The 23,677-nt window shown below is 59.0% G+C and carries 12 protein-coding genes and 3 pseudogenes; 8 read left to right on the top strand and 7 right to left on the bottom strand.

What is annotated here, in order from left to right; genetic code table 11:
- Positions 1–22: 22 nt before the first annotated feature.
- From J5274_RS22345 to J5274_RS22330, 4 genes are read right to left on the bottom strand one after another with little or no spacing between them, the layout of a single operon-like run.
- Positions 23–364, bottom strand: a complete 342-nt coding sequence (locus J5274_RS22345) for a hypothetical protein (RefSeq protein WP_209206969.1) — start codon at positions 362–364, stop codon at positions 23–25.
- Positions 361–10,419, bottom strand: a complete 10,059-nt coding sequence (locus J5274_RS22340; protein WP_257625691.1) for an S-layer family protein — start codon at positions 10,417–10,419, stop codon at positions 361–363. The genes J5274_RS22345 and J5274_RS22340 overlap by 4 nt, the downstream gene beginning before the upstream one ends.
- 2 nt (positions 10,420–10,421) lie before the next feature.
- On the bottom strand, positions 10,422–12,176 hold the full coding sequence (locus J5274_RS22335; protein ID WP_209206971.1) for a ShlB/FhaC/HecB family hemolysin secretion/activation protein: 1,755 nt from the start codon (positions 12,174–12,176) through the stop codon (positions 10,422–10,424).
- A gap of 20 nt (positions 12,177–12,196) precedes the next feature.
- Positions 12,197–12,973, bottom strand: a complete 777-nt coding sequence (locus J5274_RS22330; protein ID WP_224128879.1) for an invasion associated locus B family protein — start codon at positions 12,971–12,973, stop codon at positions 12,197–12,199.
- A 621-nt stretch (positions 12,974–13,594) separates the two neighbouring features.
- Here J5274_RS22330 and J5274_RS28980 point away from each other — a divergent pair.
- From J5274_RS28980 to J5274_RS28960, 5 genes are read left to right on the top strand one after another with little or no spacing between them, the layout of a single operon-like run.
- On the top strand, positions 13,595–13,768 hold the full coding sequence (locus J5274_RS28980; RefSeq protein ID WP_224128877.1) for a hypothetical protein: 174 nt from the start codon (positions 13,595–13,597) through the stop codon (positions 13,766–13,768).
- An 18-nt stretch (positions 13,769–13,786) separates the two neighbouring features.
- Entirely contained in the window at positions 13,787–13,915 is a 129-nt protein-coding gene (locus J5274_RS28975; RefSeq protein ID WP_257623461.1) for a hypothetical protein, read from the top strand.
- A gap of 20 nt (positions 13,916–13,935) precedes the next feature.
- Positions 13,936–14,334, top strand: coding sequence for an SNF2-related protein (locus tag J5274_RS28970; RefSeq protein ID WP_257625481.1), 399 nt, complete (start codon positions 13,936–13,938; stop codon positions 14,332–14,334).
- Complete coding sequence (locus tag J5274_RS28965; protein ID WP_307877435.1) at positions 14,219–15,118, top strand: DEAD/DEAH box helicase; 900 nt, start codon at positions 14,219–14,221, stop codon at positions 15,116–15,118. The genes J5274_RS28970 and J5274_RS28965 overlap by 116 nt, the downstream gene beginning before the upstream one ends.
- The gene (locus J5274_RS28960; RefSeq protein WP_257623463.1) at positions 15,115–15,249 is read left to right on the top strand and encodes a hypothetical protein; all 135 of its coding nucleotides are present in this window, start codon (positions 15,115–15,117) and stop codon (positions 15,247–15,249) included. The genes J5274_RS28965 and J5274_RS28960 overlap by 4 nt, the downstream gene beginning before the upstream one ends.
- Positions 15,250–15,898: 649 nt before the next feature.
- On the opposite strand, the pseudogene J5274_RS22320 reads toward J5274_RS28960, so the two are convergent.
- A pseudogene (locus tag J5274_RS22320) lies at positions 15,899–17,311 on the bottom strand (IS701 family transposase).
- A 1,002-nt stretch (positions 17,312–18,313) separates the two neighbouring features.
- On the opposite strand from J5274_RS22320, the pseudogene J5274_RS22315 reads away from it, so the two are divergent.
- A pseudogene (locus J5274_RS22315) lies at positions 18,314–18,584 on the top strand (WGR domain-containing protein).
- Positions 18,585–19,601: 1,017 nt separating this feature from the next.
- Positions 19,602–19,880: an HU family DNA-binding protein gene (locus J5274_RS22310; protein WP_219275116.1), complete on the top strand. Its 279-nt coding sequence runs from the start codon at positions 19,602–19,604 to the stop codon at positions 19,878–19,880.
- 45 nt (positions 19,881–19,925) lie between these two features.
- Here J5274_RS22310 and J5274_RS28950 read toward each other — a convergent pair.
- Positions 19,926–20,096, bottom strand: a pseudogene (locus tag J5274_RS28950) (DUF736 family protein); the annotation flags it as partial.
- Positions 20,097–20,306: 210 nt separating this feature from the next.
- Here J5274_RS28950 and J5274_RS22300 point away from each other — a divergent pair.
- On the top strand, positions 20,307–22,748 hold the full coding sequence (locus tag J5274_RS22300) for a DEAD/DEAH box helicase family protein (RefSeq protein WP_219275114.1): 2,442 nt from the start codon (positions 20,307–20,309) through the stop codon (positions 22,746–22,748).
- Positions 22,749–22,784: 36 nt separating this feature from the next.
- On the opposite strand, the gene J5274_RS22295 is transcribed toward J5274_RS22300, so the two are convergent.
- The gene (locus J5274_RS22295; RefSeq protein WP_024318408.1) at positions 22,785–23,084 is read right to left on the bottom strand and encodes a DUF736 domain-containing protein; all 300 of its coding nucleotides are present in this window, start codon (positions 23,082–23,084) and stop codon (positions 22,785–22,787) included.
- Positions 23,085–23,677 lie beyond the last annotated feature (593 nt).

Below are 23,677 nucleotides of genomic sequence, written 5' to 3'. Positions count from 1 at the left end.
CTCTTGGCATAGTGAATGTATTTCATGGCTTTGGCGCCTTTATCAAAGGTGTGCGCTTGCCAGGATAGACCTCATCCAGGGCTTCATGTTCCCGTTTCACAAGCCAACTGAGAGCTTGTTTTGCAATTTTCTGGGTTTCCGCAAGCTGTTCATCGTCATTTACGGTGAATTTAATTAGTTCTAATCGCCCTTCGAGGTCAGTGAGAAATTCACGGATATCGCTTTCTTCAATGGCAACAACTACCATTTCTCCCTTTTGGATCGCCCGTTGCAGTTCATCAGCGGAGACCTGCCCCTCTAGGTGCTTGGAGCATGCGGTCTTCAACTCACTTATTGTGGCTGGATAAATTAAATTGGAGCTCATCGCGAGCTATTCCTCAAAATAGTAACTATTGTTCTAGAATTATCTTCAGTCACGACCGTAACATTTCCAGATGTGTATGTTGTGCGGAGAACGCCATTTACAGTAGTGCTCAATCTGGAGCCGCCGGCGATAACCTCCTCAACCATGTTAGGGGTAACGTTTCGGCCCGGACCGTCGGAGCCTACAGGTGTACCAAGCCCACTTGGTTGCATTCGATCAACAGCATGACGCGTATAAAGGCGGTCACCAATCTGCGCATATTCTCTCCCCTCTACTGTCACTTTAGGGTAATCTTTCCAGCTTGCCCAGAGGAGCTTCCCACCGTTATTGGATGCAACCGCCGCCCTCTGAGCAGTAGCAACATCAGTATAAATCGCCCCGTTCGGTCCCGCGATGGCGATATTGCCTGCATCATCAACGACCCTGACAAAACCTTCCGGAAGACCCCCCACATCATTGGCGGCTCCAGCAGAGGTCAGCGGCCTATATCCAGCAGGAACGATAACAGTTGTGCCATCAGATGCGACAATCGTACGGGTGCCAGCCGCTTTTGCTGCAGCGGCAGCAGACTGCTCAAGCTCGCCGGCGACTTTTGTCGCCGCTGTAGCCGATAAAACACCCCCGGCGGTGCTCGTGCAGGCGATGGTTGCCGTACAATCCAGAAGCTCCGTGACCGTGTTCGCGCATGCGGCGCTATTCGCTGCGCAGTAGGCATACACCTCCGGACCAACCGTAACGCCCACAGCAACGAGCACGGCCAGAGCAGCCACTCCAGTTGTTATCTGCTGGTGCGTAGTCAGCGCCTGTTGGTATTGAGCGGCAATTTGATCGGATGCAATATGGCCTGCGGCCACATCGCTGAGCACGCCGAGCAGCAAAGCATCCGGCGTATTGACAGAGCTTGTGCCAAGAACGTGTTGCTGGAGCCCTGATTCCTCGTCGACAGCGTTTGCAAGATCGGCTCTGCCAGCTACGCAGGCTGCACTGGAAAAGGATGCCGCGCAGGCCTTTACTAAGGACGCGTTATTGGCGTCAGAGAGCTGCCGGTAGTAGGCTATGCTGAATTGCAGGTTGTCTTCGAGACCAGAAAGCGTTTGAGCCGAGCAGCCGTTGCCCAAGGATGCTTGGCAATCGGCAATCTTCTTTTGAAGGTCAGCACGCTCTTTGTTGGCCTCATCAAGTTCCTTGTGCGTGAGATAATTAAATTGATACTGCGCGCTGCCGTATGATGCTCCTTCTCCGCCGCCGACGGCGCCAGCAACCGCTGAACTGAGGCTTGTTCCGATCAGATTGGCAAGCGTCTGCTTGTCTTGATCCGACAGGGTGCTGTCCTTCAGCATACCCTCGACGAGGGCGGCGATCGCCGGTGTAAGCATTGACGAAGTTCCTGCACCGAGGGCACCCTTGATTGCCCCCTCCCAACCATTCACTCCGCCGAGGATACCGCCGCCGATCGCATGTAGCAGCGCGCGGCCTTCGCCACCTTCCTTCCAAAGATCAGCTGCGGCGTCGTCTCCACGTTGGAGAGCCTGCTTGTACAGCTCGCTGGAAATATCCCCGACTAGCCCAGCCATTGTGGCTTGAGCAGCCTGCAGGTCAGCCTGGGTCTTGTACTGGTCGCGCAGGATATGCTCGAGGTCCGGCAGGCCGGGCAGAGAGGTATTGGTGTTGTCGGTATCGCGACGGATCGTGCCGATATCCTGTGTCTGGCGCGCCGGATCGGTGATGGTGATCGGGATATTGCCACCGATGGCCGAGAGTGCCTGACCAGTCTTATTCTCGCTGGCCTTCACCGGCGGCGCTGGCACTATGCCGCTAGTACCGATCGAGCCGCCGTAGGTGTCGGCTTTCCAGGTTGAATGGGTATCTATATCGGCGACCGTAAGTGTCCCGGTCGAGAAGCTGTTGCGTCCTTCCCCGGCCTCACTGGTGATCAAACCGCCAATGAGCGACGTATGACCGCTGACATCAATATCGAGGCCACCTGCCCCGGCGTGAATGCCGGACTGCTCGGTGACCACAACCGCGTCACCGCTGGCCTTCTGGGTAACGCCGGAGACACTAGTCGAGCCGAAGCCGGTCTGGGCCGATAGACTGAGTTGGTCGGCCTTGGCCTTGGCGGTGTCTACCTGGCTTTCGATCGTGAGGTTCTTGACGTCGGCGGTGACCGAATTACCGGTGATCGTGGCGCCGCGCAGCGTCAGGTCATTGGTGACGATTGTGATGTCGCCAGTGCCATTGACGTGAGTGTTCGTGTGGCTGAGGCCGCTGGTATCGGCGCTGCCCTTACCGTAGCCCGCATTGGCAACCAGACCCAGATCTTTGGTGCCTTTGCCTCCGCCGCCAAAAGTCGCACCGACACCGACCGCAGCACTCCAGGAGGAGTTGCTGCTCGCGCTGTCCGTCGTGCCTGTCGCGGCGTTGAGATTGATGTCGCCGTTGGTCGCCGACAGAAAGATATCGCCAGTGAGAGGGTCTCCGGATATCGTCGGGATGCCGTTCTTGTCGTAGCCGGCCAGGATCTGCGCACCATCGCTTGTGATCGAGCCGTTCTCTGCCTCCATCGAGATCGACCGACCAGCACGAATGTCGGTGATGACGGGTGTCGAGGTGGACGATGAGGACTGGCTTTCCTGATGGTTGGCCCCGACCGTCAGAGTGACGTTAACACCGATGTCGCCGGACTTTTGATATTGGCTGTAGACACCCGTCAGATCCTTGTAGGCTTGGTAAAAGCCAAGGCTGGCGATGGCCGTGTTCGTCACCGCATTGACGCCGCCGCTGTCCGACAAACGTTCGGCCGAGTTCATAATGCTCTGAGCTGCCTGGCCAACCTGGCTCGACACCGTGAGCGTCACACCGGCAAAGGTCTTCTCATGCATCTCCTCATAATTGGTGACATCGTTGGCCGAGAGCAGGTTGATGTCGTTGCCGGCAAAAAGATTGACGTCACGCTCGGCAGACGCGCTGGTCGCCTGCAGGTTGACATTGTTGCCGGCCGAGATGTTGAGGTCGCGACCTGCTGACAGCGCCGACATGGCATTTGTGTCGGATTGCTGGGCCGAACTGTCCTTGGTCGACTGGGCGCCGATGCCGAGCGAGAAGCCGCCATTGCCGGACGAGAAGGCGAGACCAAAGCCGGATTTCTTCTGCTGTTCGGATTGCGCCGCACTTTCTGCCCCTGGCGTGACATTGACGTCACGGGCCGCCGACAGGTTGATGTCACGGTCGGCGGTGACCTGCGAACCCATGATGTTGAGATCGGTGGCGCGCGCCGTCAGGTTGACGTCTTGCCCGGCCGATAGCTTGGAGCCGACATTGTCGGTCGAGGATTGTGCGCCCTGCTTTTCGTTCTTGCCGTAAAGCGAGATGAAGCCGCCACCTGAACCGACGAAGAGGCCGGAGTCCTTGCGCTGGCTGTCGGACTGATGGTTCTCCTGAGCCCCGATGATGCTGACGCTTTCGCCGGAAACATTGAGCGACCCATTGGCATTGACCTTCGAGCCGACGATGACGGCCGCCTTGCCGGCGTCGAGATTGACATCGCCGGAGGCGGAAAGCTCAGAGCCGACCGTCGTCTCGTTATAGGCGTCATAGCTGGAGCTGCCCTTGCGCAAGAAACCCTTGCTCTTCGAACTATCATGCTCGGTCTCGGTATCCTTGGCCGAGGTGACGATCAGGTTGCCACCGGTCTGGATATTAAGATCCGAGGCATGGGTGGCATCACCGGCGGTGACCTTGGATGCCGACACGGTGGTATCGCCGCCGGAGAGGATCGTCACACCATCCTTGCCGGAGAGGGTTGAGCCTGCCGCCGTGGTCGTCTCAAGATGGCCGCCAGCGTCCTTCTTGGTCGATCCGAAGAAGCCGCTCTTCTTGCTGGAGCTCTTGGTGTCGAGCGTATAGCCATCGGTGGCTTCGGCGATGGTGACGTTGTTTTTCGCCTGCAGGCCGAGCATGCCGTCGGCTGCCAGCGTCGAGCCGATGACGTTGATGTCGTTGTTGGATTTTGCGACGAGATCACCACCGGCGGTGATGGTGGAGCCATTGTTCGTGATCGACGATGACGAATTCTTTCCGAAGACAGAGGCACTCTGGCTCTGCGCGGTGGTAACGTTGATGTCGCCGTTCGAGCTCAGACCGACATCACCCTTGGCCGACAGATCCGAGCCTGAAATCAGGACGCCGGTGTTGCCGCTGATCCCGAGATTGCCGCCGGCCGTCAGCTGCGACGCCTGCTGATCGGTCCCGGAGGCCTTGGTGTAGCCATCGTTCGTCTTGCGCGCGACATCGGTCGAGACGACGTTGACGGCGCCGCTCGCGGCCTTGATATTGAGATCGCCGCCGGCCTTGGCAGAGGAGCCGATGACATTGACATCGTTATTAGCGGCAATGGCAAGATTGCTGCCAGCGGTGACCCGTGCACCTGTGGCATTTTGTTGCCCGCCATTATCGACCTTGACCGCAGCGAGGTTGACATTGTTGCCGGAGAGCTGAGCCGATCCGCCAGCTTTGACGCTGGCGCCATTGACATTGAGATCGCTGTTATTGGCGGCGAGCAAGAGATTACCGCCCGCCGAAACCCCCGCATTCGTGTTGACCACGTTCTGGCCGCCGATGGTCATCGTCTGGGCGGCAAGCGTGATGCCGTTGGAAGCGGTCAGGTTCGCGTTGCCACCGGCATAGAAGGTGCCGGTGGATTTGATCGAGCTGGCAGCGATGCTAAGGCCGCCGGCGGCGGCGACCGCGCCGGAATTGTTGAGGTCGCCGACGTTGAGATTGACGGAGTTGCCAGCGATCATCGCGCCGGCGCCAGACCCTGCCTTGGCCCGGTCGGCAGCCGACAGGTAGACGACGGGAGCCAGCACCTGGGCCCCGTTCACGGTCTGCGTCTGGTAAAGCACGATGGATTGCTGCAGATTGGCCGCCTGCTCGGTCGTCAACCCCTGGCCGAAGGCCAGACCATGGGCCTCGGCGTAGGCAGCCCCATTGTCGAGCAAGGTCTTCATCTGCTCGATGGCACTGTTGCCTGGAATGAAGGAACCGTTTCCGAGCCCGTCGCCGACCAACTGGCGCAATTGCGTGTCTATCAGCTGGTTGTCGAAATAGGCGTCGCCGAGGAACGGAATACTGGTCTCGGGGTCGTAACCGGCCCGACTGATGAAGTAGCTCGATCCGTAGAACTTCGAGACGTCGAGGAAGGCTGCTCGGGTCTCGAAGATGAAGGCCTGGCCGGGTATCGTGCCGCCGACACCACCGGATTGCGGCTTTGCCAGTGCAGCGAGCTGCGCGACATTTGCTGGCGAGATCTGGGTGAGGTTGCCAAGCGCGGCGGTCAGGCCGCCACCGGCGGTCGGCACGCTGTTGCCAGCCACATTGGAGAGCGCGCTATTGACCGTGAACAGCGCGCCGCCTGCAGTCAGGCCGCTCAAGGCAGATAGCGGATCGCTCGATGTCGAAGGCGTACTGACGGCCGCGCTGCCGCTGGTCGAACCAAGGGATGTGTTGTTGACCGTGCCAAAGTTGAGGGTCAGCGCGCCGGCTGCCTTCAGGGTACCAGCCGCACCGCCAATGACCTGCGAACCCGATACGACAGATGATCCGTTGGCGATATCGCGCGATGGATCGGCCGTGCCATCGGCATTGTAAGCTGTACAGGCGCTCTGGGCGTTGCAGGTCGTCATCGTGGTGCGATTGAGGACGACCCCTTCGTTGGTGAGTGTCGACCCTGAGAGCGTCGCGTTGCCACCCGCTTCGATCCTGCTGTAGGAATTGGTGAGATTGGTCGCATCGATGGTCAGATTGCCACCGGATCGGATCACCGCTTCGGGGGTTAGCGTGCTCGTAAACCTGTCTTCGTAAACCGACTGGCTGAGATTGCTGGTCGGATCCCAGGTATAGGTCGTGCTGGTGTCGGCGACCCCGCCACGAATGACCTGGTCGACGATGAAGTACTTGGATGGGTTGGTGGGGTCGAGGACCGGGGTGCCGTTGGCATCGACCGGGACACGGGCCTTGATCCAGTCGTAGATCGGTCCAACTGCGGTCGGCCCGTTGGCGGAGGTCCAGGTCCAGGCATGATAGCTTGTGCCATCCGCAAGCGTCGCCTGAGACCAGAGCAGCGGCTCGTAGTCCTGCCAGGCCGGCGGATCAACACCGGGGTAAAGCTGGTGGATATTCTGGTCGCTGGTTTCGAGATAGGCAAACGGCTTGCCGGCGACATCGGGGTTGAGCACGAAGGTGCCGACGACATTGCCCGATGAGACCAGCTGACCGGTTACCCAGGTTGGTGTCGTCGACCGCTTGTTGACGAGATTGGAGGTCAGGATAGACATGTCACCACCCGCCTGGATGAGGCCGGAGATGTTGGTGGTGGCAGCGTTGCGTTGGCTGAGGTTACTTCCCGCAATCGTCAGGTCATTGCCAGCGAGAATGGCGCCCTGATCGTTGGTCAGCGCCCCCGCGACAAGGAGAGAAGCGTCACGACCGGCATAGAGAAGACCGGTCGATGTATTGGTCAGATCGCCGCTGGTATTGATCGTCAGATTGTTGGCAGCGGCAATTTGTCCGCTGTTGGAGAGGGTGGGAAGGGTGAGCGTCAGGTCATGGGCGGCCAGCAGCGTCGTCGTGTCGCTGATGGCAAGGCTGCCTGCAGTGATGGCAATATCGCCGGAGCCGCCGGCATTCATGGCCGTCTTCACGGCCGCACCGGTCAAATCAGCCTGGCCGCTGAGGTCGAGCGCCAGTCCGCCGAGGACGAGGCTGCTGCCGGTGAGGTTTGCGGATGTGGCCGTGATCGACAGCGTGCCGCCGACAGCCAGCTTGGCGCCGCGTGTTCCCGAGAGATCGATCGTACCGGTATTTATCGTAAGGTTGCCGGTGACGTTGCTGTTGTTCGTGTAGGTGATGGTGCCCGGCGCGCTCAACGAGGCGTTGGCAAGGCTTTGCAGCAGCGCATAGCTGATACCGCCGCTCGTCGTTGCCGAGAGGTTGCCACCGGACAGCAGCGCATTGCTGGCGGTTATGTCGCCATTTGTGGCCGTGAGTGTCATTGTGCCTGATTGGGCATTGCCCTGTTTCAGCATCAGCGCGCCGGTGCTTGAGGCACGCGTCGCAGCGAAATCGACGCCTGACACCAGGCTAGCGACTGAGATCGACTGACCTTGCAGGTTGACACTGTCTGCTGCCATGGATTGGCCGGCCAGAGCGATTGTGCCGCCGGCGGTCATCGTCAGGTTCTGATGGGCAATAACGTTGACGGGCGTTATATTACCGATGTCACCGCTCGCCGTGGCGCCGATCCCGCCGGCCGCCAGCAGATTGGACGCGTTGATATTGCCTGCGGTGGCTTCTAGGGTGAGTGTGCCAGTTGAGCCGAGCACAACGCTACCGTCCGTAGATTGGTTTGTAGCGACAAAGTCGACGCCAGAGACAAGGCTGCCCGCCGTGATGGACGAGCCGGTGATTGCGACATTGCCTGCTGCCAGAAGCGTTCCAGAAACATTGGCGGCGGCATCGACGGTGACGGCACCATGACCGGTGACGTTGGACGCTGCGAATGACCCGGCCGTGATATTGAGATCGCCGGCGACCAGCAGCGCCCCGGTCGTGGCGCTGCCGAGACTGCCATTGGTGGCGCTGACGGCATTGATCGTCAGGTCACCATCTGAGCCGATGACGATAGCGCCGGTCGAGGATTGCGCCATCGCAGCAAAATCAACACCCGTCACGACTTGGCCGGTCGAGATCGTGCCACCCGACAACGAAACATCGTTGGCCCCGAGGGTTTGGCCAGTGACGGTCAGGTTGTTACCGCCCGAAAGCGAGACGTCGTTATGCCCTGTTACAGTGCCGAGGCTGAGATCCGCGGCTGTCGCCGTGATGGTTCCGGCCGCAAGCAAAGCATTTGCCGAGAGCTGACCGGCGGCCTGTAGAGACAGGTTACCGGTCGTGCCCAAGGTGACATTGCCGCCATTGGCTTGTGTTGCGGCAAAGTCCAGACCGCTGATGACTTGATTGAGGGAGACCGAGCCGCCAGAGATCGAGACCTCCTTTGCTCCGAGAAGCTGGCCGGTGGCCGTGAGGCTGGAGCTGCCGGACAGGGTGACGACTTGGTGGCCGGTCACATTCCCGACGTTGAGATCTGCGGCCGTGGCAAACATCGTTCCTGCCGCAAGCAGCGTATCTGCTGACAGACTGCCAGAGGCCTGCAACGTCATATCGCCGGCATTGCCAACCACAAGATTGCCATTGGCCGCAGCGGTTGCCGCAAAATCCACGCCGGATACGATGGCGCCGGCTTGAATGGTGGCGCCCGAGATCAGGACATTGCTGCTCCCAAAGATCTGGCCGGAAACGTTGGTCGATGCATCGACAGTGAGCGTTCCGTGGGAAATCACCGTGCTTGATGTCAGCGACGTCGCAGCCACCGTCAGATCGGTGGTCGACTGAAGGCTGCCGGCCGTCATGGTGCCGGCCGCCGTTGAAGTGAGCGCTCCGGCAGACAGAAGGTTGCCCGTCGCGATATTGCCGCCTGTGGCCGTCAGGCTGAGATTGCCAGCGGAGCCGAGAACCACGTTGCCGTTCGAATCGGCACTGGTAGCATCGATATCGATGCCCGAGACGACCATGCCCGTCGAGACTGACCGACCGGCGGCAGTGAGATTGCGCTCAGCCAGCACGTTACCGGCGACAGCAATATCCAGCCCGGCATTCAGCGCGATGTTGCCGTTGCTTAACAGGGAAGCGGCCGACAGCGAGCCAGCCGTCGCGGTCAGAGTGAGATCACCGACGCTGTTGGCAGCACCTGCGATCACGATATCGCCGGAGGTGGCGACAAGCGTTGCCGCACCATTGCCAGCGGTGACGCTGCCGGCAGCAATGCCGCCGCCGGAACTCATCTGCACGGCCGTGCCGCTGGTGACGTCTTCCACCACGCTTATGAGGCCGGCTCCGCTCACCAGGGCAATATCGCTGTCAGCCGCAACCGACTGCAAGGTGATGCCCTCGTCGGCCTGGACATTGACCTTTTGCTTCGATGCAACCTTTGCAGCGGTGACCCGGTGTTTCGAGGTGATGGTCACGCCATCGCGTGCCGACGCATTGCCGATCGAGATCTTGCCGTCAGCCGAGAGGGACAGTTCACCGGCATTGGCGGCCATGTCGCCGCTCATCTTGACGCCGGCACCCTTCTCGGTGACGACGATCTTGATGCGGTCGGCCTGCATGGCGCCGAGCGCCGAGCCATCGATCGCATATTCCGGTGTGCCGGAGGTCGCCGTCAGCGCGGTTGCCTCGCCTGTGGCGTAGTCGTATTTGCTGGCGCCGCCCGTCAGTCGGATTGTCTTGCCATAAAGCGGCGCGTTGACGTGGATCTGGCGCGAGACGACGTCGAACAGGTCGACGGCACCGGGGGCAGCCGCAAGATTTGCCCCTGCCCCTTCGAAGGTGACATCGCCGCCATTGACGGTGAACCCTGTCAGACGACCGTCAGCCCCGATATCTGGAACCCCGGTGGTGAGCGTCGCGCGCGGGGTGTTGATGAAACCGCAGCCCGAGCACGTGATCCCGTTCGGATTGGCGATGATCACATCCGCCCTGCCGCCGAAGATTTCGGTCGGACCGTTGAGCGCCGAGCGATTGCCGCTCGTCACCTCGTTGAGGATGACGGAGGCCGGACCGGAAGTCTTCAGGTTCGGATTGCCCGGCGTGACCCCCCCGAGGTTCGATGTGCCGACCTCGCCATTGAAGTTGTTGAGGATGAGGCCAGGCGTGCCGACATTGTAGTTGTCGTATTTGTTATGGGAGAGACCGGTCCCGTTCGGCGTGACGATATCGACGAGCGGGACACCGTTCGGCGCTGTCCCGACGCCGGGCTGATTGGCTGCGGGGGCTGATCCTGCAGCGGAGACAGACTGGGCATTGGCCAGCATCGGCTGGAAAACCAGCAGGCCGCTCAAGAGCATCGCAAGCGATCGTCCGGCGATCACACGAAAACCTTGCCTGGTGCGCTTTGAAAAGCCAGCGCTTCCCAAAATCTTGATGCGATCAGTCATGGTCACCACCTCACGGATGTGCTGGCGAACAGAAGCCCGGCGTTGTGCCGGTCAACCGTTCCGCCGAATATGTCCGAATAGCCGATATCGAAATTGACATGGCCGCCAGCGAGCTTGGCGCCCACCGTCCAGCCAAACATGTCGCCACCCTCGATGCGGTAGCGTGATTGCGAAGGGATGCGCCCATAATCAAGACCGACATAGGGACGAAACTCGCCAAATAATTTTACAAGCTCCGCATGACTGGCGAAGGGCTGTGTGCGCCAGGCCAGATCGTTGCGGACGAAGAAGCCGTTATTGCCGTAAAGCATGGTCTCGCGCGTGCCACGCACGTTGGAATATCCGCCAATCGAGAATTGTTCGGCGCCGAACAGATTGTCCGGGGAATACTGTCCAGTGATGATCGAGTTGACCTCAAAATGCTGTTCGGCGAGCTCAAACGGCTTGGTCATCGTGATGGTGCCGGTAAATTTGGAAAACCGGGGATCTGCGTCCCCTGCCCCGACGTCGCCCGGCCCTACGGCGTCAAAGAGATTGAGCCCCTGGCTGTAGGACAGGTCGAAGACCCAGAGCCCTCCCAACATTCGGCGCGAATGCGAAATACCGAGATCGCCGACCGTATATCTGCGGCTGCCGACCTCGATCTTGTTTCCGAGCAGGAAATTATTGGTTTCCTTATAGGTCAGGCCGCTATTGAACGTCGTGATCGAATCCTTGTCGCGGAAAATCACCCGGTCTGCGCCGATGCCGGCCTGTTTGCTGGTACCAGACGTTTCCAGCGGACCGAAATTGCCGGGGACGGAGCTGTCGTAACCATACCAGGAACCGTTCAGCGACAATGTCCAATAGCCGTAGGGGACGCTGACATTACCGGAATAGCTGTTGCTCCGGCCCTGACCGTCATCAGGCCATGGATAGTCCGGGCCACTATGCTCGTAGGAAAAGTTCCATTGATCGTTGATGCCAAAAAGGCTGTCATAGCCGACCGTGGCCGATGACTTGGAATATCCCGTCTGCTCCTGGCCGAGATTGTTATTGCCGAAGGACAGGTGCCAGGGATGGTCCGGCTTGTTCTCGATATTGAGGATCGTGGTTCCATCCGTCTTGCCCGGCAGCATGGCTGTCTTGGCGTTGTTGGACGGGAGACGGTTGATCTGGTCGAGACCCTGCTCGATATCACGCAGGTTGGTGATCTTGTCCTTCATGCCGGGAAAGGCAGTCGCCAATACGCCGGAGCCGGGGGCTGGTTTGCCGTTGATGTAAATATCCGACAGCGTACCTTCGACGGCGACCAGACGCAGCATCTTGGTCCCGGCGATATCCTGTGCGGGCACGTAGACGCGCGAGGCTACGAAGCCCTTGTCGAGGTAGAGATGCGTCAGGTCGCGCAGCAGTCCGTTGATCTCGCCCATGCCGACACAGCGGTTCGCATAAGATGCCGTGACCTTGGCAATGGCAGCAGCAGAAAATTGCTTCACTCCATCCACCTCGACATGGGTGATCGCAAAGCACGGTCCAGGCTTCTGACTGCTGGATGGTGTTGGTTGCTGAGGCCCTGCCGGCGCGGGCTTCGGCGTCATCTGTCCCAAGGTCTCCAGGCGCTTCTGTTCAGCCTCTTGCGCTTGCCGGCGCGCAAAGTCGTCATTGGGCGTCTGGGCGGCGACCGGCGATACGGCAAGAGCTGCCGTCAGCAGGGCGCTGGCGGTCAAAACGAGATTGCGGCGGTGAGCAGCTGGTGGGGGCCGGGCCGACTTCATAACTCTGTCTGCCTCTTGCCTTAGGGAGTATCAGTCTTCTGCAAAGCATCCAAAGCCGCCGACAATCCTTTCAGCGAGAATTTGATGTTGACCTTCTGCCCATTCATCATCTGCACGTGCCCGGTTCCATCGGCTGCCTTGGAAAACGCCGCGATCATGCGGGCGTCCAATTTCTGCTGAGACCAGCAGCCGGCCTGAGTGCAATTGCGGTAGGCGAGTTGCACCACAGGCTTGTCGGCCGCGTCGATGCTTAGCCCAGAGGGCAGATACATGTTGAGCGGCACAAGGGCGGTGAGAACGAGATCACTTGCCGGCGGCTTTGCACCCTTTTTGCCTGATGTGGCCGGTACATCTGCCTTGGCGATGGCAAGCGTCAGTACGTTAACATCCTGGTCGCCCTGCTTTACCGTCGCAATCTGCGCGACCTCACAGTTCGTTGTCGCAGCGCCATCGGCAGCCTTGCCGTCGATGCAGCGGTAATACCAGTCGTCGAATTTCTGGACGCGGGCCTGGGGCGCGGGTGCCGGCTGTGCAGGTGGGGCCGCAGTGGTCGTCTGCTGGCCATTTGTGTTTGCCGGAGCGGCCTGCTGCTCCTGCGCGAGGCTGGAATACCCGTATAAGGTTGATGAAAACAGCAGCGTGGATGCCAACGCCCGCACTGAAAATGCTCTATTTAAAGCCGTTAAAGTCATGCAATCCCCATCAGCAATGCATTTGAATGTGCAAGTCGACCCGATCAATCGACTGTCCATCAAAGTTTTAAAAATACAGGTTTTTAGAAATACGAGGCCACTCATTGGCTGCGTCCGAGATATCAGACTAAAAGCACTATGGGCACACTGAGTCTTTCGCGCGCCGTTGTATTTGCAACGTTTCTGACGAGACGTGCTAATTCTACATCACCGACCCCTGCAGATTGATGGTAAATCCCGCTGCCGTTCTCGCTGAGTGCACCCTGCGATGTTTAAAGCATAGGGCCGGACAACCCGGTTCGTTTCATCGAAGCTTTTGTTGACGACATTGATCTTACGACACCAGCTTCGTTCAGGCGGCAGCCAAGGACACGGGTCGGCCAAGCTTTGATCCGCCCAATTGGACACCTCTATTTTCCGGGTGCGGTGGGCCAAATGGCCCCGTGGATGCATCATCCGCGATGAACTCGCGCGGATGACCACTCATCTTTTGTGATGATTGCCGCATCTGCCGCATACATTTCGGCCTTCCGGCCAGCTGCGCGTTATGCGGTCCGTGGTTTTCCAGTCAGCGTTGGATCTCCTGGGAGAGCATGAGCCGCTGTTCCTGCCGCTACAAGGCGGCAAGGTGCTGGCTGCTCCTGTCGGCAGCATACTGCCACTCATCAGGACGTTGTTCGATCTGTTCAATCTGGTTGGAGGTGTGGTGCGGACGGGCGACTGCGGTTGTCGTCGCTTGATGCTGCAAGCCTTGCCGATCTGGAGGGAGCCGCCGGCGCCGGCGCCGTCTGGCAGGGCGGTCAAAGAGTGCTTGCGCTGGAGAAAAAGCTACGCGGCCACGACGGCATTCCTGATGTCGACCTGCCGCCGTGGCTTAATGCGACATTGCGGCCCTATTAGGCGCACGGGCTGGCATCGTTGGCGTTTCTCAAGGGTGTTGGGCTTGGCGGCATGCTTTCGGGCGATATGGGTTTCGGAAAAACGGTCCAGGCGCTGGGCCTGATCGCCATCGAGAAGCCACTGGGCGACTATCGACCCGCGTTCTAGTCGTCGCTCCCACCAGCCTCATGGTCAATTGGGCGACGGAACCCGAAAAATTTGCGCCGGGATTATCCATACTCGTTCTGCAAGGTGCCGACCGCAAGGAGCATTTCCAAAGCCTTGAGGCTGTTGATCTTATGCTAACCACCTATCCGCTGCTGGCACACGACCAAGCCATCCTTGCCGAGCGCGGTTGGCACATGATCTTCCTTGATGAGGCGCAGGTCATCAAGAACGCAAATGCCGCGACGACGAAGCTGGTACATGGGCTAAAATCGCCGCATCGCTTTTGCCTAAACCGGGACGCCGCTGGAAAATCACCGCGGCGAAGTATGGTCGCTGTTTCACTTCATTGCTCCGGGGTTTCTCGGCGATTTGAAGAGTTTTACCCGTCAGTGGCGGACGCCGATCGAAAAGAAGGGTGACACGGCCAGCTCGCGGCTGTTAGCAACCCGTATCAAGCCCTTTCTGCTGCGGCGAACGAAGGAAGAGGTGGCGGCCGAATTGCCGCCAAAAACCGTTATAACCGAAAAAGTAGAGCTTTCTGCAGGTCAGCGGACGTTTTACGAATCCATCCGGCTAGCGATGCATGTAAAAGTTCAGGCGGCAATCGCCGAGAAAGGGCTCGCCCCCAGCCATATCGTCATTCTGGATGCCCTGCTGAAATTGCGTCAGGCCTGCTGCGATCCGCGCCTCTTGAAACTGACGCAACCGAAAAAGCTATCGGCAAGTGCCTTTGAGTCGGCCAAGCTCGAACAGCTGATCGAGTTGGTCGCCAATCTGATCGATGAAGGCCGCAAGTCATCGTATTCTCCCAGTTCACTTCATGTTGGAGTTGATCGGGAAGCGACTAGACGACGCGGGCATCGCCTATGCCTTGCTCACCGGCGATACCATCGATCGTGCAGCGCAGGTAATGTCGTTCCAAATGAAAAAATGCCTGTCTTCTTCATAAGCTTTAAGGCCGGCGGTGTCGGACTGAACCTGACGGCCGCTGATACAGTGATCCTCTACGATCCCTGGTGGAACCCGGCGGTCGAGGAACAAGCTCTCGACTGGGCCCACAGGATCGGCCAGGCTAAGCCGATCTTCGTCTACCGGCTGGTTGCCGCCGACCCGATTGAAGAAAAAATGGACGTGCTCAAAGACAAAAGCGTGCGCTGGCCGCCAGCCTCTTCGACCATGACTGCCGCCCGACACTCGCGATGACCGAGCCGGATCTCGACTTGTTGCTCGGGGTAGCTGATCGGGGGGGTGAGTGGATTATGGTCGCAACGCTTAATCTCACCCTGGATGCGGACCTCACCGCCGGCGTTTTCCGTCCCGCCGAGTTTAAATGACGTCTTCCCAGAAATCGCCCGTCAATCCTCAGCTGTAAATCTGGACACCAATGTTTCGTTGTCGAAGCTGTATCATAAACTCCATTGCGGGAGACGGCGAAATTCTTCGCGCTTGAGCCGCAAGTCGCAACTATGGCCGAGACCGCCTCTTTGCCTGCACAGAAGTTGCTCCGAGCGCAGCAGCGGGCCCGCCAACAGCGCCCGACCCAAAGCCTTTGTCATCTGAAACTATTAAGGCTGCTTATTTCAGACTTAAGTCGCTGTTTCTCGGCTGCCGAACAAGCGGTGGGGTATACGTCGCAAACAGCCAGGGTTTCTTCAGCATCGGTACGCCTTTGGGCTTGCTCGTGGTTGAGGTCATTAAACTGGTACCATGCTTGTGTCGCCGGCCTCGGCATGGTGCTGGCGCCGACTTTGCTGAGCGGCCGGGAAATGCGATCCGGCGTGATTGTAGCGCTCTCGGGACATGAGCCTGTCGAAACCGGAACTTATCGGTACTAGCGTCGCTCGGAATCGCGCGGTCCGGCAATTCTGCGGCAGGGTGGGTGCCGAAATGCGGCGACTGGAGTGAGAGCAGGTTACGATGACGCACCCGCGCCGAAAATTCAGGGATGTCATTTTAGCCGATAAATTGAAAACGCTCGACGTCTTAGTCGCCCAAACTCTCTTTCGCGCAAGGGCGATTTTGCTTGATCGCCGATTCGCGCACTAGCACTACTTTGGCAGAACTGGTTCTGCGGTTCGAATGTGCGCTTTGCAGTGGGGACATCGGATTGTGGTCATGGGCGTGGCGAGTGCGCTGATGACGGCTCGACGGATAGCAGGCAGGGTGGGTTCAGGCGGCCCCTTGCGTGCTTGTCGCTTCTTTTTTTTCCCGCTTTGCAGTCTGCAATCTCTGGTGCTGGAGGAAGGCGTAGGCGATCATCGTCATCAGAGCGTGCCGATGTAGCCCTTGCCATGATCGGCCTTCGAAGTGGTCGAGGCCGAGTTCCTCTTTCATCTGCTGATGCGCTTGCTCGCAAACCCATCTCGCCTTGATGGCGGCGGCCAGCGCTTTCAACGTGGCGTTAGCCGGCAAGTTGGACAGGTAGTATTTACGCTCGTCGTTTGATCGCCATTCGCCAACCAACCAGGCTTCCTCGCCCGGCATGTGTTGCTGTCCCTTATCAAGAATGCGTTGCGGCGTGCCGTCGGCGATCCGGACGCGCAATGCTGCAAAGCGTGCCGTCAGGCGGCCCTTTGTGCCACGCCGCCAACTGACCTTCTTCCAGCTTGCATGCGTCAGGATCGTCTCCGAGGCAACCGACAGAATGTCGGGGATCGGATGCTTGCGTGGGCGACCATGACCGGAGATGGGAAAGATCAATCCGACATCATCGGGATAAACCTTCTGATGCTTGGGGATACCGACCGCCCAGGTGAGGCCACGTTCACTCAGCCCCTTTCGGAACGTAGCCGACAGGCCGTAGCCTGCATCAGCCAGCACTGTGCCAAACCGGACACCAGCCACGATCAACCGATCGATCTCGTTAAGAGCGATCTCCGGCTTGGTGCGCGGTTTGCGTATCGGCTCGGGAACGCCAGCTTTTGCCATTCGATCCTCGTCACTGGTCCAGCCCTCGGGCAGGAACAGACGCAAGCCAACCGGAACAGGAACCTCGTCTCGGGCAAGCGTCACCGACACCAGCGTCTGGCAATTTGCCCTCTTGCCCAGCATCGAAGCGTATTGCGGCGCGACGCCGACTGAGTGGTCGCCTTTCTTGGGAAGGCCGGTATCATCGATCACCAGAAACGCATCTAACGCGCCAACGATCCTGTCTGCCTGTCGCGCAAGCTCAGTCTCAAGAGGAACAGCATCCCAAAGGCCATCGGAAATGAAATGGTGCAGGCGGTCGTACTGGCCTGGAGCAAACCGTTCCGCCATCGGCTCGATACTCTTGCGGTCACCCGGTCCAATGAGCCCAGAGACGTAAAGCGGGCACATCTGTCGTCGCTTCTTGTGTTCGAGCTTGTCCAGAAATGGCTGCAAAAATGCTGAAAGCTCCGTATCCCAATCTGCCATATCGCGCTCCCAACGAAGAGAGCACAATCATCTCAAACCAGCCTTGCCCCAATCTGCCAAAGTAGTGCTAGCCGATAGACTCTTTCGGGGACAGGAAGGTTTGCGCAATCGTATAAATCGCGGTCTACACAATGGCCTTTCCGCATCACCGATTCGCTTATTCGCCAAAAAACCCGTTCGCTTAGAAATGGATACGCCTGTCACGACTGACACCGGATTGCCATCTTGCTGCTCAGCCCATTCGCCTATTCCCAAATCGGTTGTTCTGACGCACCAGGACGCGCCAATGGCGGCGATGCCCTTCCTTTGCGGTAAGGCATCTGCGTACAAACGGGCGGTATTACCGTCGATTTTTCCCCAACTGATCGCCAGCGTACGTCCGCCATATTGAGCATCATCGCCGCGCCAAAGCGACTGCGCCCCGCGGGCGAAACGGCACGGTATACCGTTAGCCTATCCTGCTCTCGGACCAAATCAGTTTGACCACCTATGCTAACGCGCAACTGCTATAACATGGCGACCAGACCGATTTCGTGGAAGATGCTGAAGCGGGCCGTCGTCGTGAGGTGTCGGAATGTCGGTGACCGAAACGGTGAGATATCAATAACATCCGAACGAGGCAACGGCTAGCGCAACGCAGGAGAGGATTACCACCCTCAGCGCATGCCCGAAGAATGCGGGCATAGTGCAAAGCGTTCCGCCTCTCCGTCGTGTTTGAGGAAGTCGGGGCTGCGTCCGCCAACCGGCCAGACAGGCCGGGCGGGTGTCGGATAGATCTTGATGCCGTCGCAGTTTGCCGACAATACGCAGCGCTAATCAACGCCCTCGACGCCAAGCGACGACGATGCATCGCTGCCAGAGCATCGTCACCGGGAACGGCGGAGACCCGCTTGCGGGCTTCGTTCGCGAGGTGAATTGAGACGTCCGCCGCAGGCGGATCGCCCGGATCATCGGTCTGCCATCCCATCTAATATTAATCCGCCGTGTCCGGTTCTGCCTGTCATTATCATCCAGCCAAATCAGCTCTACGTCGAACGCAGGGCCCCCATCAAAAACATGGCCTGTTACTATTCTATGTCGATTGAGCCGAATCTGTTCGGCGAGGTCTGTCTTATCCGCCGATGGGGTCGCATTTGGCACCGGTGGTCATAGCCGAGTGCATCATTTCACGCCGGAGGAGGAGGCTGGCAACCTCTTCCTTGAACTGCTGCGAAAGAGGCGATCTCATGGATACGAACCGAAGCCCCATGGCCGCCCGGAGAGCGTCATCTGATCGGCTGCGAGAGGAGGACCGCCAGGGCGTGCCTTCCGGTAAACGTGAGACGGGGTCTCGCCCATTGGATTCAAACGTGATCTTGATCTCGGCGAAGAACGGACTGTTGATCGCGAGCTTCAGGCCAAATTTGTCGTTGCGGAATAACGGGCAGTCCGCGAAATAGGACCGTAGTGCAAGCGTAGGACGCGACGCCAATGGACGGTGAGGAAGTCGAAGACGCAGGAAACTCTATCGGCGTCGCGTTGCGGCACGACGTCCGGCAGCGCGGTCTTGATTTCGATCACAGAGCGTCGAAAGGCGCCGTGTGGGAACTGATCACTTCCGTGACCGACAGGCGGAACGGGTCTTGGTCGTCATGGAGCTTCCAGTCTATCATGCCGGTCGATCCGGCAGGGTGGCCTTGGCGATATGGTGAAAGCCACCCTCAAAAGGGCGGCTCGGCGCTGAGTCTGACTTCCCGTTCGGCCATCAGGACTTCGCGCCCAGCCAGCGCCAGGTCGAGTTCCGCCTCGATCCGGCGACGTTCGTCCGGGTGTACGTTCGTCCGGGTGTGCGTTCCGCAACTCGGCCTGCAGTTCCACGATGCTCCGTTCCAGTTCGTTTGCCATCGTCGTCTCCTTGACGTTTGTTAAAGACGACGCCCGCGGTCATGGAGGGATGGAGGGGTCAACGGTCGCGATAGAGACCGGCGGAGCCGGCAGGGTGAGCCGAACTTCTGTGGTCGGGCCTCAGGATCGGGCAAGAAATTTCGGGGACCCGCTCGTCCTAGGCCTTCATGCCGCCATGGCATCCTCGGTTGGACGCAGCAGACATTCCCTCTCCGTACTGCCCATTGATCCGCAAGTGGGCTCGATGCCCGCGTGCGGATCCACCAATACAGATGCACCGTGATGCGCCAAATACGCGGTAGCTGTGGAAAAATCAGCAAATCGCTGCTCTTGGCGGGGTGGGTCGATGACAGGGCTGTGATCCTCTGTCAGGGATTTTCGCACGAATGACAATGGGGAGAACGATATGACGACCACCAATGAAATTGCCGACAAGATCGCCGACGAGCACAGTCTCACGAAGGCCCAGGGAAAGGCGATCGTCGAAGCGGTGATTGCATCGATCATAGACGCAGCGATTGCCGGCGACGAAACGAGCCTTCCCGGCTTCGGAAAATTCAAGGTGAAAGATACACCGGAGCGCGAGGCGCGCAATCCCGCGACCGGAGCGGCCATCAAGGTCGCCGCCGCCAAGAAGCTGGTGTTCACACCAGCCAAGGCGCTGAAGGATGCGCTCAACAAGTGATCTGAGGAAAGCCCCGCCCGGATCGAGCGGGGCTTCGATGTCTGATCAGCGGCGGGTGTTGCGCGACCAGATGAGCTGCAGTCCCTCGTGTCCCTGGATTTCACTGAGCGTCGCGTAGATCGGGGCCGGAAAACTCGGATCGTCAAGTTTGACCGAGATGCAGGCGCGCTCGGTTTCCCGGGCCTGCTTCTGCCAGCCTGCGCCGAATTCGACATTATGCGGTGCACCGCATAAGGTCGATTATGCATAGAGCGTGATTATGCGGAGCGTTGGTCGCTGAAGCCTGCTTTTGCCGATGCTCGCGGTGGATTTTACTCCGCATAATTCCGGAGCCTTCTGTGCCGCTGCGATGGATAGTGCGTGTTAAAATGCGGACGTCTTTGGCCTATGCTGATCCGCATGATCATTTAGGCGGAAGCTTCAAAGTTGGCGGAAAAGAATGATGCTTGGGAGAACATTGCTCGCATTCGACGGCGGTTAGCCGATCTGAATGAAGAGCGGATGGCGCTTGAGCGTGAGCTGGAAGTGTTTGAGCAACAGCTGATTTCCGATAGCCAGATTGCCGCCGAAAAGCCAGCCTTCACCGATGCCCCTGTTACCAACAGCTCGCCGTCGATGGAGAAGGTGGAGTTATTCCGGCAGTTGTTTGCCGGGCGCCCCGATGTCTTTCCGGTGCGATGGGAAAATAGAAAGGATGGACGCACCGGCTATTCGCCATCCTGTTCCAACGAGTGGGCGAAAGGAATCTGCGGCAAGCCGAAGGTGAAATGTGGGGACTGCCCGCATCAGGCGTTCATCCCGTATTCCGAGGATATCATCGAAAAGCACCTTCGTGGCGGCGATGCCCGTTCAAGCGACTTTGTTGCCGGCGTATATCCATTGCTGCAAGACGAAACATGCTGGTTCCTTGCTGCTGACTTCGACAAGGAAAGCTGGGCGGACGATACCAGAGCGTTGCTGGCAACCTGTCACGCAAAAGGAATTGCCGCAGCCCTCGAACGGTCGAGGTCGGGAAACGGCGGCCATGTCTGGATATTCTTCTCCGAACCCGTTCCCGCGAAGGTCGCCCGACAACTGGGGGCCGCACTGATCACAGAGACGATGGAGAACCGCCCCGAGATCGGCTTCACGTCCTATGACCGTTTCTTTCCCAACCAGGATACCATGCCACTTGGCGGCTTCGGCAATCTGATCGCGCTTCCCCTGCAAAGGAAAGCTCGCGAAAATGGAAACAGCGTTTTTATCGATGGCGACCTGCAACCCTACGATGACCAGTGGGCATACCTGTCGTCTTTACCCAGGTTGTCGGCGGACGAAGTCTTCAGGATCGCCGACGAAGCCGAATTGTCGGGGCGGGTCTTGGGCGTCCGGATGCCGGTCGATGACGAACATGCCGATGAGCCGTGGATGATGTTGCCGTCACGTCGGAGCGAGCCGCGGCGAATTGAGGCTGCGATCCCGCAAAGCATCAAGGTCGTGATCGCCGATCAGGTTTATATCGATAGGACCGAGCTTCCGTCCGCGCTGATTGCGCAGTTCGTGCGCCTGGCAGCATTCCAGAACCCGGAATTTTATCGTGCGCAAGCAATGCGATTGCCGACATTCGGCAAGCCGCGGATCATCTCCTGTGCCGAGCTTCATCCACGCCATGTCGCGCTGCCACGAGGCTGCTTCGACGAAGCAATTGAGCTCGTCAAGAGCCATGGCGCGACCGCCATTTTGGAGGATCACCGCGAAGACGGAGATGCGCTACCCGCCGGCGTCTCGTTCCAAGGGGAACTGCGACGGCCACAATCGCGGGCCTTTGCTGCTCTTGTCGCCAACGACAACGGCGTGCTCGCCGCGACGACCGCCTTCGGCAAGACAGTTGTCGCTGCTGCACTCATTGCACATCGAAGCCGCAACACGCTGGTTCTTGTTCACCGCAGGGAGCTTCTCACCCAATGGGTAGAGCGTCTGAGTTCCTTCCTGAGCATCGACCCAAAGCAGATCGGCATCATCGGTGGCGGGAAAAGGAAGCCAACAGGGATCATCGATGTGGCGCTGATCCAAAGCCTGGTTCGCAATGGCGAGGTCGATGACATCGTGGGAAATTACGGTCATCTGATTGTGGACGAGTGCCACCATCTGTCCGCTGCAAGTTTTGAACTTGTCGCTCGCAGATCCAAGGCGCGATACGTGGTTGGCCTATCAGCGACGGTCGCCCGAAAGGACGGCCATCATCCGATCATCTTCATGCAATGCGGTCCCGTTCGCCATCGGGTCGATGCAAGACTTCAAGCTGCCGAGCGTGGTATGCGCCACCGTGCCCGCGACCGTTCGACGAAGTTTGAGTTACCAGCGTCACTCGTCTCGGCAGAGCGCCCGTCAATGCCAGCGATCTATGCGGCCCTTGCGCAGAACCAAGGCCGAAATGACCTGATATTCGATGACGTGTTGAAGTCCCTCGAGGCCAAACGTTCGCCCATCCTGCTGACGGAGCGTAAGGATCACCTTGATTATCTGCAGCAGAAGTTCTCACCGTTTGTAAAAAATCTGGTGGTGCTACGTGGCGGCATGTCGGCGAAGGATCGCAAGCAAGCCAACACGGCGTTGAATGTCGCAGACGATGATGAGCGTCTGATACTTGCGATAGGCCGCTATATCGGGGAAGGCTTCGATGACGCCCGGCTCGACACGTTGTTCCTCACCATGCCGATCGCCTGGAAAGGCACTTTGGCGCAGTATGTCGGACGTCTGCATCGTCAGCATGACGGTAAGAAAGACGTCTTGGTCGTCGATTACGTCGATAGCACCGTTCCCGTTCTGGCCCGGATGGCGGCAAAGCGACGAGTGGGTTATCGCGCGCTGGGCTATGTGATCGAATGAGGGCGCCCCGCTGTGGGCGGAGCGCCGTGTTTCTGGTCAGCGGGACCAGATGAGCTTGTGCTCGCCTTTGTCGCCCTGGACGAGGGAGGCATAGACCGGAGCTGTGAAGGACGGATCGTCGAGCTTGAGCGAGAGGTATTCGGCGCCGGTTTCCCGGGCGGTCCGGCTCCAGCCGGCTCCGAACTCGACACCCGTTGCTGTGACCCGGAAGTCCGGGGCGCGATCGTTGTCGCGGTCGCAGGGTTTGATTGATGCCTTGACGTTGAGGGTGAGGGTCTTGATGGTACCGTTGTAGGCGCCGGTTTCGTCGCGGGTGAAGGTGCCGATCTGAGCCATTGTCGTTCCTCCTGAGAGTTGTTCGAAGCCGCCCGATGCGGCCTCGATGGCGGTCGAGAGGCGACGGGTTGGCCTGCTGCATCCAAAGGACCACAGCGCCAGCGGAGGACGGCGGTAGCCGAGCTTGTTGGCTCGCGAGGAATGGCCGCTTGCGGTCAGGGGAAGAAGGTCGGCGAAGCCGTTGCAGGCCAAGGCCCGACCGGCGCCAGACCAGCCGAGATGAGAGGCCGTATCGGGGCTTCGCGGCATTGTCGGCCGAGAACGACGTGGATGATCGCCTCATCATCAGCAGGAACACCGCTGTCGCAGCGTCATCGCCCCTACCGATGTCATTGCCATTGCCATCATCTTGAGGACCGGCAGCAAGACACGTGGGCCTGTGAGGCCAAACTCGCCGTGCCGATAACGGATGAGCTGCATACCGACTGCTGGAATGGATTTTAAACCTCCGATTTGTTCAATACGCCGGACTTCTCCGGCGCCGACAAGCAACTGGAGGTAATAGTGACAAAGCGAAAGTACAGACATCGCCACAGTAACTGATGCTCGCCATCAACACGTACTTTGCCCAGACTTTCGGCGGACTGCGACAG

This window comes from Rhizobium sp. L51/94 (genome assembly GCF_019355555.1).
Lineage (GTDB): Bacteria > Pseudomonadota > Alphaproteobacteria > Rhizobiales > Rhizobiaceae > Rhizobium > Rhizobium rhododendri.
The sequence above is the reverse complement of the archived record's forward strand: the minus strand, read 5'-3'. Positions and strand labels throughout refer to the sequence as shown.